16 protein-coding genes are annotated in these 13,569 nt (G+C 64.3%); 8 read left to right on the top strand and 8 right to left on the bottom strand.

From position 1 onward, the window contains the following. Positions 1-8: 8 nt before the first annotated feature. Entirely contained in the window at positions 9-626 is a 618-nt protein-coding gene (sigE, locus tag ACVWY0_RS00150) for an RNA polymerase sigma factor SigE (protein WP_485834941.1), read from the bottom strand. A gap of 227 nt (positions 627-853) precedes the next feature. Between sigE and ACVWY0_RS00145 the strand changes: the two genes are divergently transcribed. Beyond that, positions 854-1,486, top strand: a complete 633-nt coding sequence (locus tag ACVWY0_RS00145; protein WP_056343985.1) for an O-methyltransferase — start codon at positions 854-856, stop codon at positions 1,484-1,486. Positions 1,487-1,569: 83 nt separating this feature from the next. On the opposite strand, the gene ACVWY0_RS00140 is transcribed toward ACVWY0_RS00145, so the two are convergent. The 4 genes from ACVWY0_RS00140 to ACVWY0_RS00125 form a co-directional block, all read right to left on the bottom strand. Next, the gene (locus ACVWY0_RS00140) at positions 1,570-1,752 is read right to left on the bottom strand and encodes a DUF3117 domain-containing protein (RefSeq protein WP_248759756.1); all 183 of its coding nucleotides are present in this window, start codon (positions 1,750-1,752) and stop codon (positions 1,570-1,572) included. A gap of 235 nt (positions 1,753-1,987) precedes the next feature. Then, entirely contained in the window at positions 1,988-3,169 is a 1,182-nt protein-coding gene (locus tag ACVWY0_RS00135; protein ID WP_485835184.1) for a hypothetical protein, read from the bottom strand. Positions 3,170-3,231: 62 nt separating this feature from the next. Continuing rightward, positions 3,232-3,630, bottom strand: coding sequence for a DivIVA domain-containing protein (locus ACVWY0_RS00130; RefSeq protein WP_485834940.1), 399 nt, complete (start codon positions 3,628-3,630; stop codon positions 3,232-3,234). A 23-nt stretch (positions 3,631-3,653) separates the two neighbouring features. Further along, positions 3,654-4,436, bottom strand: coding sequence for an LOG family protein (locus ACVWY0_RS00125; RefSeq protein WP_485834939.1), 783 nt, complete (start codon positions 4,434-4,436; stop codon positions 3,654-3,656). Positions 4,437-4,553: 117 nt separating this feature from the next. Between ACVWY0_RS00125 and ACVWY0_RS00120 the strand changes: the two genes are divergently transcribed. The 4 genes from ACVWY0_RS00120 to ACVWY0_RS00105 all read left to right on the top strand — a co-directional run bounded on the left by ACVWY0_RS00120 (position 4,554) and on the right by ACVWY0_RS00105 (position 7,870). Then, positions 4,554-5,309, top strand: a complete 756-nt coding sequence (locus ACVWY0_RS00120) for an amino acid ABC transporter ATP-binding protein (protein WP_056343993.1) — start codon at positions 4,554-4,556, stop codon at positions 5,307-5,309. 73 nt (positions 5,310-5,382) lie between these two features. Then, positions 5,383-6,270 carry a glutamate ABC transporter substrate-binding protein gene (locus tag ACVWY0_RS00115; protein WP_485834938.1) on the top strand — a complete coding sequence of 296 codons (888 nt, stop codon included), beginning with the start codon at positions 5,383-5,385 and terminating at the stop codon, positions 6,268-6,270. Positions 6,271-6,365: 95 nt separating this feature from the next. Then, entirely contained in the window at positions 6,366-7,016 is a 651-nt protein-coding gene (locus ACVWY0_RS00110) for an amino acid ABC transporter permease (RefSeq protein ID WP_056343998.1), read from the top strand. Next, a complete protein-coding gene (locus ACVWY0_RS00105) occupies positions 7,013-7,870 on the top strand; it encodes an amino acid ABC transporter permease (protein WP_485834937.1) in 858 nt (285 codons plus the stop codon). Before ACVWY0_RS00110 ends, ACVWY0_RS00105 begins: the two co-directional genes overlap by 4 nt. 95 nt (positions 7,871-7,965) lie before the next feature. On the opposite strand, the gene dapE is transcribed toward ACVWY0_RS00105, so the two are convergent. After that, positions 7,966-9,102 carry a succinyl-diaminopimelate desuccinylase gene (gene dapE, locus ACVWY0_RS00100; RefSeq protein ID WP_485834936.1) on the bottom strand — a complete coding sequence of 379 codons (1,137 nt, stop codon included), beginning with the start codon at positions 9,100-9,102 and terminating at the stop codon, positions 7,966-7,968. 50 nt (positions 9,103-9,152) lie between these two features. On the opposite strand from dapE, the gene dapD reads away from it, so the two are divergent. Both dapD and ACVWY0_RS00090 read left to right on the top strand, forming a co-directional pair. Further along, on the top strand, positions 9,153-10,193 hold the full coding sequence (gene dapD, locus ACVWY0_RS00095) for a 2,3,4,5-tetrahydropyridine-2,6-dicarboxylate N-succinyltransferase (RefSeq protein WP_485834935.1): 1,041 nt from the start codon (positions 9,153-9,155) through the stop codon (positions 10,191-10,193). A gap of 7 nt (positions 10,194-10,200) precedes the next feature. Then, a complete protein-coding gene (locus ACVWY0_RS00090) occupies positions 10,201-11,058 on the top strand; it encodes a transglycosylase SLT domain-containing protein (RefSeq protein WP_485834934.1) in 858 nt (285 codons plus the stop codon). Positions 11,059-11,111: 53 nt separating this feature from the next. On the opposite strand, the gene ACVWY0_RS00085 is transcribed toward ACVWY0_RS00090, so the two are convergent. Continuing rightward, positions 11,112-11,723, bottom strand: a complete 612-nt coding sequence (locus ACVWY0_RS00085) for a hypothetical protein (RefSeq protein WP_485834933.1) — start codon at positions 11,721-11,723, stop codon at positions 11,112-11,114. A 94-nt stretch (positions 11,724-11,817) separates the two neighbouring features. Continuing rightward, positions 11,818-12,429 (bottom strand): TetR/AcrR family transcriptional regulator, encoded by a 612-nt coding sequence (locus ACVWY0_RS00080; protein WP_485834932.1) that lies wholly within the window; start codon positions 12,427-12,429, stop codon positions 11,818-11,820. A 64-nt stretch (positions 12,430-12,493) separates the two neighbouring features. Here ACVWY0_RS00080 and galE point away from each other — a divergent pair, with 64 nt between their 5' ends. Further along, entirely contained in the window at positions 12,494-13,507 is a 1,014-nt protein-coding gene (gene galE, locus ACVWY0_RS00075) for a UDP-glucose 4-epimerase GalE (RefSeq protein ID WP_485834931.1), read from the top strand. Positions 13,508-13,569 lie beyond the last annotated feature (62 nt).

Raw genomic sequence — 13,569 nt, 5'->3', positions numbered from 1 at the left:
GGTGCCGATCAGAGGATGCTGGCGATGCGCGGCAGCGAAAGCTTCGGCGTGCGTCCTTGCTGTGGCCTGGGATCGCGGTGGGCCAGCTTTTCGCGCAGCATCGTCCGGCCCCGGTGGATACGGGAACGGACGGTACCCAGTTTGACGCCGAGTGCAGCGGCCACTTCGTCGTAGGACAGGCCTTCCAGGTCGCAAAGCACGACGGCGGCGCGGAAGTCCGGGGGCAGCTCCTCCAAGGCAGCCTGCACATCGAGGTCCAGGTTGTTGTGTTCGAAGCTCTGTTCCGGTCCGGGTTCACGCCCCGGGATCCGGGACTCGGCGTCTTCGGCCAGAGCGTCAAACCGGATGCGCGTTTTCCGGCGCGCCTGATCGAGGAACAGGTTGGTGGTGATGCGGTGCAGCCAGCCATCGAGTGTCCCTGGCTTGAAATTCTCCAGTGACCGGAAGACGCGGACGAACACCTCCTGGGTGAGGTCCTCGGCGTCGAACTTGTTCCCCGTCAGGCGGTACGCCAGCCGGTAGACCTTGGCGGAGTGGTTGGCCACCACTTCCTCCCAAGTGGGCCTGACCCATGCCGCGGCGGAATCTTGCGTCGCAGGGACAGGTGCCATACCTGATGCTGACATCGTCCACTCCCATCGTGGATTGCTATCGCCCGGATACTGTTGACATCTCTGGTTCGGCGCCGATCACCTCATGGATGACCGGATATCCATCATTTCAAAGTTGGCTGGGAATTTCCTGACCGGGGCGGTTCTTCAGCCAGAGGCACAACGATTCCCTTCCGCGGCTGGCACCCCCGCACACAGTAGGCTGTACTAAACACTCCCCTGCCGCCCAGAAAGCGAATCACATGAGCGCCGACAAATCCACGAGCTGGTCCTATGCAGAAGATCTGCCCGCAGAGGATGAGGTTATGCTTCGTGCCAGGGAGCGCTCTTTCGAACTGGGCGTGACGCCCATCGGCGCAGGTGTTGGTGCGGTGCTGACGGTGTTGGCTGCGGGCTCGAAGGCCCAGACCGCCGTCGAAATCGGCACAGGCGCGGGTGTCTCGGGGGTATGCATCCTGCGGGGGCTCGGACCGCAGGCCGTGCTGACCACCATCGACGTGGACGTTGAACATCTGAAGGCGGCACGTGAAGCTTTTTCGGAGGCCGGCAGTCCGGCCAACCGCACCCGTACCATTTCCGGCCGCGCCGGTGATGTCCTCCCGCGCCTGACCGACTCCGCCTATGACCTGGTGTTTGTTGATGCCGACAAGCCCGGCTTGCCCGGCTACGTGGAACAGGCCGTCCGGCTCCTGAAAGCCGGCGGGCTGCTCATCATCAATGACGCATTGGACAAGGACCGCGTGGCCAACCCGGCTGTCCGGGAGTCCAACACGGTGGTGCTCCGCCAGGTGGGCAAGGCAATCCGCGACGACGACCGCCTGGCGTCCGCGATGCTTCCCACGGGCGACGGCCTGCTGGTCGCGGTTAAGAAGTAGATCCACAGCAAATAAGCCAAGGTCCGCAGCGGGTTGGCTGCGGACCTTGGCCCTGCGGGATTATTCGGCAACGCCGACCTGGATTATGCCGACCTGGATGATTCAGTCACGCCGACGAGGCATTCCTTAAGGTTGGCCGCCTCCGCAGCGTTCAGTTCCACCACAAGCCGTCCGCCGCCTTCGAGCGGTACGCGCATGATCAGGCTGCGGCCCTCTTTGGTGACTTCCATAGGGCCGTCGCCGGTGCGTGGTTTCATAGCCGCCATGAGGAATTTCCCCTCCATTTAGTCCCAGGACTTATCAGCCCGGATGGGCTGTGTCCGCATGGTCAAATCAAGCCGCTATGGCGGCCCGTACTGATGCCGCCATGGCTGAACATTTCTGAATGCTTTTTGTCCCTGCTTACTTACTATTATCCCGTAATGACCCGCGCGTAGCTAATCGATGGACATTTTCGGCCGCGTCGGATTCCCTAATCCGCTGGCCGGGCGCCGCCCGCGATCACGGCGGATAATCGCCGCCGCCCGGAAGCTGCGCCCATGCCCACAGCCAGACGATCCACACGATCTGGAGCAGGATAAACATAGTCAGGACCGTGCCGCGATAGGCCTTGGACCGGGACAGCAGCGCGGCAGCCAGGGCCAACGGAAACAGCGGAAGCAGCATCCGGAAAGTACTGGTCTGGGGGTGGAGGAACAGCAGGAGGTAACCCATGTAGCAGGCGCACCACAGGCGCATTTCCACGCCGAGCCGGACCACCGGCGGGGAGAACAGCAGGAGCGCAAAGAGGCCCGCAAAGACGAATGGCGCCACGATCCCCAGTACGGGACCAAAGAGGTCGACGCCGGTGTCGAACCAGGGCTTGAAGGGCACCAGGTCACGGCCGCGCCACACTGTTTCGGTTTTGGTATACGCCTCAATATCTCCGGTGGCGGCCCAGGCCGCTGCCGGCCACAGCAGTGCCGAGGCCCCGCACACCACGGTTAGGCCCGCCAGGGAGGCCAGCTCCCCGAGGCTGTGGGTGCCCGGCCGCTCCTCGCGCCCCCGTTCGACCAGTCGCCAGAGGAAAAGAAGCCCCACCATGGCGGCAAAGGGAACGCCCACGGGTCGGGAGAGGCACAGCAGAAGGACCACCGGCATGGCAACGAAATAATGACGCCTGATGACGAGCAGCAGGGCGGTGGCCAGCAGGAAAACGGTCAGCGGCTCCGCGTACGGGACCTGGAGAATGGCGGACACCGGAAAGGTCGCGAAGAATGCCACGCCCCAAAGCGCCGCAGTGTGCGAAGCCTTGTGCCTGAACAGGCAGTACAAAACCAGCGCCGCGCCCAAGCCCGCCAGCATGGCGACGACCGTCAGCGCCGCGGCAGGGCTGATTCCGGTCAGGCCTGCGAGCGCACGGCCCAGGGCCGGGAAGAGCGGATAGAAGGCCCACGCATTTTCCTGCACGTTGCCGGCGGCATCCGTTGGAAGCGGTGAGGGATAACCGTCGGTGATGATCCGGCCGTACCATCGCGCATCCCAGATATTGATGAAGTTCCAGTAGTCAGGGACGGCCGGAAACCACGGGTTGGGCCCTTGATGCAGGGCTGCTGCCATAAAGATGCAGGCGCTGACCAGCCGGGCAGTGGCGTAGAGGGCGGCAACCTGCAGCCACCAGGGCCAGCGTTGGACCGCCCACATGGCGCGGGCGCCGAATGCGGTGATCAACGCCGTCGGGCCCGTCCGGTCCCCCGTGTCAGTGCTCAACCTCCGGCCTCCGGGTGCGCCGCCCGTTCCGATTCCAGCAGCCGTGCCCGGAGCCTGCCCACTTCTTCGTCTTTGGCCGCGATCTGGTCCCGCAGTTCGTCGAGGACCTGGTCCACCTGGTCCATCCGGTACCCACGCAGGCCGAGGGAGAAGCGGACCCGGTCGACGTCGGCAGGTGCAGCGTCCGCGGGCAGCAGCACCGGCGGAAGGTTGGCGGGCGGCTGCCCGAACCCCGGGTAGAGAATCGGATTCTCCGGGACCTCGGCGCCGGTGGCCGGTTCACTGCCCCGGCGGAGGCTGCGCAGAATGCCGCGGCGGCCACCGGCGCCTGCCCACAGGGTGGCGGCGATCAGCACGATGGCGAGGTAGACCAGGAAAAAACTCACAGCACCCATCGTGCCAGATATGGGCCGACGGCCTATTCGGGCCGTTGCTCGCCGTTGGTGGGAACCGGGGGCGTCCCCTGCAGCACCAGTTGCACCGCTTCGGCGGGATCGTCCACCACCTGGATGAGGTCCAGGTCCTTTGCGGAGACCATTCCCTCGGCCACGAGGGTGCCCTTGATCCATTCGATCATCGGCCCCCAGAAATCGACGCCGAGGAGCACGATCGGGAAGGAGGTCACCTTCCGGGTCTGGACCAGGACCATGGCTTCAAAGAGTTCATCCAATGTCCCGAGGCCGCCGGGAAGAACGATGAATCCCTGGGCATATTTGACGAACATGGTCTTCCGGGCGAAGAAGTAGCGGAAGTTGATGCCGAGGTCCACCCACTGGTTCAGGCCCTGTTCGAAGGGCAATTCAATGCCCAGGCCGACGGAGACGCCGTTGCCTTCCACGGTGCCGCGGTTGGCGGCCTCCATGGAGCCCGGACCGCCGCCGGTGATGACGGCCACGCCCGCGGCTGCCAGCTTCCGGCCTACTTCCATACCCATTTCGTAGTACGGGCTGCCAGGTTTCGTGCGCGCGGAGCCGAAAACACTGACGGCAGGCCCCAGATCGGCAAGCGCGCCGAACCCCTCGACGAACTCGCTCTGGATCCGGAGGACACGCCAGGGGTCTGAATGGACGAACTGTCCTGCGCCTTTGGTATCAAGCAGATGCTGGTCGGACATTTCCACAGCCGCCTGCTTGCGGCGGAGTTCAAGGGGCCCCTTACGGCGCGGCTGGGAAGTTTTGGCCGGATCTGCGTTGATGCTCATCCCCCAAGGCTAATGCCAAGGCCAGCGTGCCTGTGGCAGGTATCTCTTGAATCACGATCCGCGCGAACTTGGCGTGATTGACCTCATAACCAGCCAATGTTCGCTAGATTCTTCTATATGACTACTCATGTGCCCGGCGATGCGCTCGTCTCCCTGAATGGTGTAAATAAGCATTACGGTCAGTTGCACGTTTTGAAGGACATCAATCTCCACGTCCGCAAGGGCGAAGTGGTGGTGGTCATTGGCCCGTCAGGCTCAGGAAAGTCCACGTTGTGCCGTGCCATCAACCGTCTGGAAACCATCGAAGGCGGCACCATCAGCATTGATGGAAAGGTGTTGCCGGAGGAAGGGAAAGAGCTGGCCCAGCTCCGCGCCGACGTCGGCATGGTCTTTCAGTCGTTCAACCTCTTCGCGCACAAGACCATCCTTGAGAACGTGACGCTTGGTCCCATCAAAGTCAAAGGCGTTGCCAAGGCCCAGGCCGACAAGGAAGCCATGGCATTGCTGGAGCGCGTGGGCGTGGGTCACCAAGCCCCCAAACTCCCGGCGCAACTCTCAGGCGGCCAGCAGCAGCGCGTGGCCATCGCCCGCGCCCTGGCGATGAAACCAAAGGTCATGCTCTTTGATGAGCCCACCTCTGCGCTGGACCCCGAGATGATCAACGAGGTCCTCGACGTCATGATCCAGCTGGCCAAGGAAGGCATGACCATGGTTGTGGTCACCCACGAAATGGGCTTCGCCCGGAAAGCCGCCGACCGTGTGGTTTTCATGGCGGATGGCCAGATCGTGGAGGATACCAAGCCGGAAGAATTCTTCACCAATCCGAAGAGTGACCGCGCGAAGGACTTCCTGTCCAAGCTGCTTACCCACTGATTTTCCATCAACGAACACACACTCCAGTTCGCACCCAGGCCGTGACCCACGGCCGATCAATGAAAGGAATGTCATGAAGGCATTTATGACCCGCCGGAAGTCGTTCTTCGTGGCGGCTACTGCTGCCCTGGCGTTGTCCCTGAGCGCATGTGGCGGCACCACGCCCGGCACCACCAGCGATCCCACTGTTGCCGACAAGCCGACGTTTGCCGCCGGCACCACCATGGCCAAGCTGTCCGCCGCAGGCACCATCAAGATCGGCACCAAGTACGACCAGCCGCTCTTCGGCCAGGTGGGCCTGGACGGCAAGCCGGTGGGCTTCGACGTCGAGATGGGCAAGCTGATCGCAGCCAAGCTGGGCATCGCTGCGGACAAGATCGAATGGTCAGAGACTGTCTCAGCCAACCGCGAACCCTTCATCGAGCAGGGCAAGGTGGATCTTGTTATTGCCACGTACACCATCAATGACAAGCGCAAGCAGGTTGTCAGCTTCGCGGGCCCGTACTACGAGGCCGGCCAGGCGCTGATGGTGAACAAGGACAACACGTCCATCACCAAGCCTGAGGACGTCGCGGGCAAGAAGGTTTGCTCCGTGACCGGTTCCACCCCGGCCGCGACAATCGTGGACAAGTACAAGGCCGAGCTCGTGCCGGCAGCCACTTACTCCGCTTGCCTTGAGCCGCTGCGCAACAAGCAGGTCGAAGCGATCACCACGGACAACGTGATCCTGGCCGGCTTTGTGGACAAGGAACCGGATGCCTTCAAGCTGGCGTCGGATCAAACCTTCACCAAAGAGCCGTACGGCATTGGCCTGAAGAAGGACGACACCGAGTTCCGCAACTGGATCAATGACCAGCTCGAGGCGTTTGGCAAGGACGGGTCCTACAAGAAGGCCTGGGAAGCAACTGCAGGTTCGGTCATCAAGACCGCCCCTGAACTTCCCGCCATCAAGCGCTACTAGGTAGCCACGGCGGCTTCCGGGGAATTCGTTGACCGCGTTCCCCGGAAGCCGCCGGCCTGCTTTTTGACCCCCTACGCCCAGAGCCGAAGGATCCTATGGAAGTCATCATTGAAAACCTGCCCCTTTATTGGGAAGGCCTTCTCCGCACCCTTTTCCTGTCCGTCGTCTCCGGGATCATCGCCCTTATCCTCGGAACACTCCTGGCGGCAGCCCGCGTTTCCCCCGTTGCGGCCCTCCGGGGATTCAGCACCGTCTACGTGGAAATTCTCCGGAACACTCCACTGACCATTGCTTTCTTCTTCGCGGCGATCGTCCTGCCCCGCCTCGGCGTGACCTTCCAGCAGTTCGAGGTCGCAGCGATCATCGCCCTCAGCGCCTACACAGCGGCTTTCATCGCTGAAGCCGTCCGCTCAGGCGTTAACAGCGTCCCGCTCGGCCAGGCTGAGGCCGCGCGCAGCATCGGCATGAACTTCGGCCAGGTCCTGAATCTCATCATCCTGCCGCAGGCGCTTCGGACCGTGATCCCGCCGCTGATCAACATCCTGATTGCCCTCGTCAAGAACTCCTCCGTCGCCGGCGCGTTCTTTGTCCTGGAACTGTTCGGCTACGGCCGCCAGATGGCCAACGCCAACGGTGACCAGGTCATGGCAGTACTGCTCGGCGTAGCGTTCTTCTATCTGCTCCTCACCATTCCGCTGGGCATCCTTGCCAGCACGGTGGAACGAAAGGTGGCGATTGCCCGATGACTTCAGTCCTCTACGACGTTCCCGGCCCCAAAGCGCGCCGGGTATCGCTGATTGGTTCCGTGGTTGGAACCGTGCTGATCCTGGGACTTCTGGCATGGATTGGCATGACCCTCGCCCAGCAGGGCATTTTTGAAGGTCGCCGCTGGGCGATCTTCACCCGGGGCGATGTCTGGACGCTGCTCGGCAATGGCCTCGGCGCCACGCTCAGCGCCGCCGCCCTCGCGGCAGTGATCGCGTTCCCGCTTGGCCTGATGTTCTGCCTGCTGCGCATCTCCCTGGTCGCCTGGATCCGGATTCCCGCCCGCGTGGTCCTGGAATTCCTCCGCGGCATGCCGGTTGTCCTGATGATGCTCTTCGTTCTGCTGGTGTTCGGGACGAGTTCCTTCGTCGCAGTAGTGGCCGGGCTCGTCCTCTACAACACCGCTATCTTCGCGGAGATCATCCGGGCCGGCATCCAATCACTGCCGAAGGGACAGCGGGAGGCGGGCCTGACCATCGGCCTGACCAGCTTCCAGTCCCGGATGCTCATCGAGCTGCCGCAGGCTGTCCGCCGCATGATGCCGTCGCTGGTTGCCCAACTCGTGGTACTCCTGAAGGACACCTCCCTGGGCTACATCGTGGCGTACGGCGAACTTCTGCGCGCAGTGCAGGTCATGGCGGACTTCCTGGGCAATGCGTTCCTGTTCCCCATCTTCTTTGTAGCTGCCGCCATCTACATTGTGATCAACATCTGCGTTTCCCGGCTCGCAATCTGGATCGAGCGCCGGGGTTCCACGAAGACGGCAGGCGGTGTTGCGCCGGCGCCAACCGCAGTGGTCGCACCGGAACTACCGGACGTAACGGAACGCAAATAGCAGCACGCGCGCACACGCAAAAGGTCCGGAACCCTTCAGGGGTTCCGGACCTTTTGTGTGGAGCCTGTTGTTGGTGCTTTTGCCTTTCGGGGGAGCTACGCCGCGAGCCAACTCCTGAGTGCCCGCAGGCATTCACGGATGGCGTCGGCGTCGACGTGCTCGTTGTCCTTGTGGGCCAGCAGCGGATCGCCGGGGCCGAAGTTCACTGCCGGGATCCCCAGTTCGCTGAAACGCGCCACGTCGGTCCAGCCGTATTTCGGTTTCGGCTCGGCTCCGACGGCGGCCACGAAAGACGCGGCGGCAGGGTGGTTCAATCCGGGCCGGGCGCCGGCGGCGGCGTCCGTGCGGACCACGGCGAAGCCCGCCAAAAGATCGCGCACATGCGCCTCCGCCTGGTCCGGGGTCTTGTCCGGGGCGAAGCGGTAGTTGATTTCCACGATGCAGCGGTCCGGGATGACGTTGCCGGCCGTGCCGCCGTTGATCTTCACGGCGTTGAGGCTCTCGCGGTAGTCCAGGCCGTCCACGTTGATGGTCCGCGGCTCGTAGGCGGCCAGCCGGGCCAGGATGGGTGCCGCTGCGTGGATGGCATTGCTGCCCATCCACGCACGGGCAGAGTGTGCTGCCTCGCCCACCGTGGTGGCCTCAAAACGGCTGGTGCCGTTGCAGCCACCCTCGACGGTGCCATGGGTCGGCTCCAGGAGGATGGCAAAATCGCCGCCCAGGAGGCTGCCGTAGTTGCGGACCAGGCGGCCCAGTCCGCTCTTGACCGCTTCCACTTCCTCGTGGTCGTAGAACACGAACGTGACGTCCCGCTTGGGCGCCGCGCCGCCGTCGAACATTGTGGCCGCCAGCGCGAGCTGCACGGCGACGCCGCCCTTCATGTCCGTGGCTCCTCGTCCGTAGAGCACGCCCTCCCCCGGGATGCCCGAATCCCACGTGGACGGCACGGTACCGCGCACGCCTTCAGTAACCGGCAACGGCACGGTATCCAGATGTCCGGCGAGGATGACGCGTTCCGCCCTGCCCAGTTCCGTGCGCGCGATGATGGCGTCACCGTCGCGGACCACCAGGAGTTCCGGGATGGCCCGCAGCGCCACTTCGACAGCGTCAGCCAGTTCCGTCTCATTCCCGGACACACTGTTAATGTCCATCAGGGCGGCCGTCAGCACGGAGACGTCCTGGCGGAGGTCCAAAGGCACGGTGGTCGATTCAGGGGCGGTTTCGGCAGTCACGTTGCCAGTCTAGTTCGAACCCGGCGCCCTCCTCTCGGTACACTGGGGCCATGACTGAGACCGCTACCTCCGCCGCGCCCAAAGACCAGAACGCAACTTCCGAAGCCCGCTCCGCCTACGGCTTCGGGTTGGCAACCATCGCAAGTGCCACGGGCGAGGATAATGCCGAAGCCACCGTCCTGGACGTCTGGTTCCCGGCGCCCGCGCTGGGCATCGCGGCCGATAACCTGCGTGCCGTGGAGAATGCGGACGAAACCCTGGTCCAGCTCGCCGAGAGCGGCACCGACGCTGACCGCGGGACCGAGCAGAAGGTGGTATTCGTCCAGATCAACCTTGACGAAGCTCCGGCTGACACCGCCGACGCGTACCTCCGGCTGCACCTGCTCTCCCACCGGCTGGTCCGGCCCAACACGATCAACCTGGACGGCATCTTCGGCAAGCTCCCCAACGTGGTGTGGACCAACTTCGGCCCCGCCGCGGTGGAAGGCTTCGAACTGACCCGCGCCAAGCTTCGCCGCCGTGGTGCCGTCACCGTCTACGGGGTGGATAAGTTCCCCCGCATGGTGGACTACGTGGTGCCCGCCGGCGTCCGGATCGCCGACGCCGACCGTGTCCGCCTCGGTGCCCACCTCGCCGAAGGGACCACTGTGATGCACGAAGGCTTTGTGAACTTCAACGCCGGCACTCTGGGCGCCTCCATGGTGGAAGGCCGCATCTCGGCCGGCGTAGTCGCCGGCGACGGCAGCGACGTGGGAGGCGGCGCGTCGATTATGGGCACCCTCTCCGGAGGCGGCAAGGAAAGGATCGTCATCGGTGAGCGCGTCCTGCTGGGCGCCAACTCCGGCGTCGGCATCAGCATCGGCGATGACTCCGTGGTGGAGGCAGGCCTTTACGTCACGGCTGGAACCCGCGTGCTCGTTCCGGGGCCCAAGGACGAGAATGGCGAGGACACCGCCAGGATCGTGAAGGCTGCAGAGCTGTCCGGCGTCCCCAACCTCCTGTTCCGGCGCAACTCCACCACCGGCGCCGTCGAGGCGCTGCCGCGCAAGGGCCAGACGGTGGAACTCAACGACGCCCTCCACGCCAACTGACCCGTCCGTGGCACGTGGACGCAGTTTCGTTCGCCCCACCGTGCTGTTGCTTACCCTGGCGCTGGCGGGCGCCGCCATCTACACCGCGGTCTCCTTCCTGCAGCGCTCCGAAACCCTGGTCTCGGAGCGCTGCAGGGCCGACGTCGGGACCCAGAGCGCTGAGCTGGCAACGGATCAGGCGGTTAATGCCTCACTAATTACAGCGGTTGCCGTGCAGCGCGGGCTGCCTCCCCGGGCAGCCAGCATCGCCCTTGCCACCGCCATGCAGGAATCCAAGCTGCGCAACATCGCACACGGCGACCAGGCCGGCCCGGACTCCCGCGGACTCTTCCAGCAACGTCCCTCGCAGGGGTGGGGAACCGAGGCCGAGGTCATGGACCCGTATTATGCTGCCAATGCCTTTTACGATGCCCTGGTCAAGATTCCCGGCTATGAGTCCCTGGAAATCACCGACGCCGCCCAGCGCGTCCAGCGTTCGGCCTACCCCCTCGCCTATGCCCAACACGAAGATATGGGCCGCTCCTTCGCCTCCGGCCTGACCGGCCAGACGCCCGCCTCCGTGCTGTGCACTTTGCGCGCCCCGCAGGAACCGGGCATCCCCGCCGCCGTCGAGACCGAACTCGCCCAGGCGTACGGGCCGCTCGCCATCACCACGGAAACTGAATCCCTCGTGGTGGTAGCTGACGGCAGCCAGGCATGGTCCGTGGCGCAGTGGGCAGTTGCCAACGCCAAGGGCCTGGCCGTGACGCGCGTGGATATTGCCGGCCGGAGCTGGGACCGTGAGGCTCAGGGCGGCTGGCAGGAATCCGACGCGCCCGCCGGCCAGGTCCGCATCACTGTGGCACCGCCCAGCACCGGCAGCTGACGGCCCTGGTACTGATGCCGCCTGCTGATGGCCCGGGTGCTGACCGCCCCGCCTCAGACCAGGATGTCCACCACGGGCTGGACGTAGCTGCGGAAGAGCTCCGGCGCGGACATGAGGTTATGGCTCATGATGATCTTGTCCGGCTCCACATACCACGCCCGCTGTTCGTTCAGAGGCAGTTCGATGATGGTCAGGGTGAAGTCCCGTGACCCCCGGCCGACCTCCAGCAGGCGGTCATCCACCATGTCGCCCAACAGCTGGTCCGAAGCGCTGGCCACCCGTTCGGCTTCCAGTCTGACGTACTCACTGCGGCGCTCCCGTGCCCAGGTCAGGGCTGACCCGAAATGCGCCTGCAGGACACGCTGGAGGGCCGGGGAGTTCCCGAATTCCCCAAAATCCGGCGGGGACAGCTCCGGTGACGTCTGGGGGTGTGCCTTCAGCAGCTGCTCCCACCAGGCTTCCCATTCGGTCTTGAGCGCGCTCAGCCCGCCGACGTCGGAAGTGAGATGCGAGTGGTCGGCATGTCGGATCTTCGGCGCGGCATGCGACAACGCAGGGTGGCCGGCGCCGTCGAGTCCTGCCGCATCACGGACGAAGAGCGCGATCATCAGAGGCCCAGACGTATCCGTGGTGATCTGCCAGCCGGAACCACCTGTGTGATGCATCCCTACTCCTCCTGTGGCCTGCCTGTACCGGCCTGACCAGCCGGTTCCGCTCCCCCGGCTCCCAGTCTATTCCCGTTGCCACCGGACGGTAATGTCAGGCGGCCAGGCTCTTCAGGTGCCGGTCCAGGACGTCGTGGCACATCTGTGCCGTCATCCAGGCGGGCTGCAGGAGGGCGTGCATGCACAGCCCGTCCAGCGTAGCCAACAGCCTCTCCGCCTCGACGGCCAGCGACTGCTGCCCATCGCCGTCGTCCGGTACCAGGGCGGTGATGACCTGCCCGACGACGGCGGCCACCTCCCGGTGGCTCCGATCGGCCTCGGCCGCGAGGAAGGGACGGATCCTGGCCGCGTTCTTGAAGGCCATCCACACACAGGCGTCCACGGCCCGTTCCTCGTCGAGCGGCAGAAATTCACTCAACAGGGTTAAGACCGCGTCACGATGCGGGCCGGTCCCGGGTTTAGTGGCGGCCATAGCCGGCAATGCCGCGGTGAGCCGGCCCGTGATCCGGTCCACAACGGCAGCAAAGGAATGGCTGAGCAGTTCTTCACTGCCGGCGAAGTAGTGCCGGACGGAGCCCACGGCGAGGCCTGCTTCGTCCGCCACCTCCCGCAGTGACGCCCGCTCGAGGCCGTCGACGGCGATGATCCTGAAGACCGCTTCAACGATCTCTGCGCGCCGGGCTTCGGCATCAACAATTTTAGGCACCTCTATTATTTAGCACACCCGTGCTTAAATCCACGCATCCGCGGAATTGGGATAGCGTGGGGGCATGAAAATTCTGGTCACAGGTGGCACCGGGTACATCGGTTCGCACACAGTCTTGTCCCTGCAGGAAGCCGGCCACGATGTGGTGGTGATCGATAACCTGGTGAACTCCAGCGAGGAGTCACTGCGCCGGGTAGCCGAACTCAGCGGCAAGACCGCCGAATTCCACAACGTAGACCTGGTGGACGAAGCCGCAGTGGAAGGCGTCTTTGCCGCCCACACGATCGACGCAGTGATCCACTTTGCCGGGCTAAAGGCGGTTGGTGAGTCGGTCCGCGAACCGCTCAAGTACTACTACAACAACCTCGTGGGCACGCTGAACCTGATCCGGGTGATGGACCGCCACGACGTCCGCTCCATCGTCTTCAGCTCCTCCGCCACCGTGTACGGCGAGCACAATCCCATCCCCTATGTGGAAAAGATGGAGATTGGCGCCAACAACCCCTACGGCCGCACCAAGGAACAGATCGAGGACATCCTCGCCGATCTGGGCGCCGCTGACACGCGTTGGCACATTGCCCTGCTGCGCTACTTCAACCCGGTGGGCGCACACCCGTCCGGCCGCATCGGCGAGGACCCGCAGGGCATCCCCAATAACCTGGTGCCCTTCATCGCCCAAGTGGCCGTGGGACGCCGCGACAAGCTCATGGTGTTCGGCGGGGACTACGACACCCCTGACGGCACCTGCCTGCGGGACTACATCCACGTCGTCGACCTCGCCGAAGGCCACGTGGCAGCCCTCAACCACGTGGCGGACCGCTCAGGCGTCTACCGCTGGAACCTTGGCTCCGGGAAGGGCTCCTCCGTGCTGGAGGTCCTGCGGTCCTTCGAGAAGGCCGTGGGCCAGCCCATCCCCTACGAGATCACCGGACGCCGCGCGGGAGACCTCCCGGCCTTCTGGGCCGACGCCACCTCCGCCCTGGCCGACCTGAGCTGGTCCACCACGAAGACCGTGGACCAGATGTGCGAGGACCACTGGCGCTGGCAGAAGAACAACCCCCTGGGTTACAGCTCCTAGAATCGATTGCTCCGTAACTGCCCTTTAGGACGCTCAAAACGGCCGTTACGGAGCAATCGATG

The sequence above is a fragment of the Arthrobacter sp. UYNi723 genome (assembly GCF_054057635.1).
Note: the sequence above shows the minus strand (reverse complement) of the source record. Positions and strands in the feature narration are given on the sequence as shown.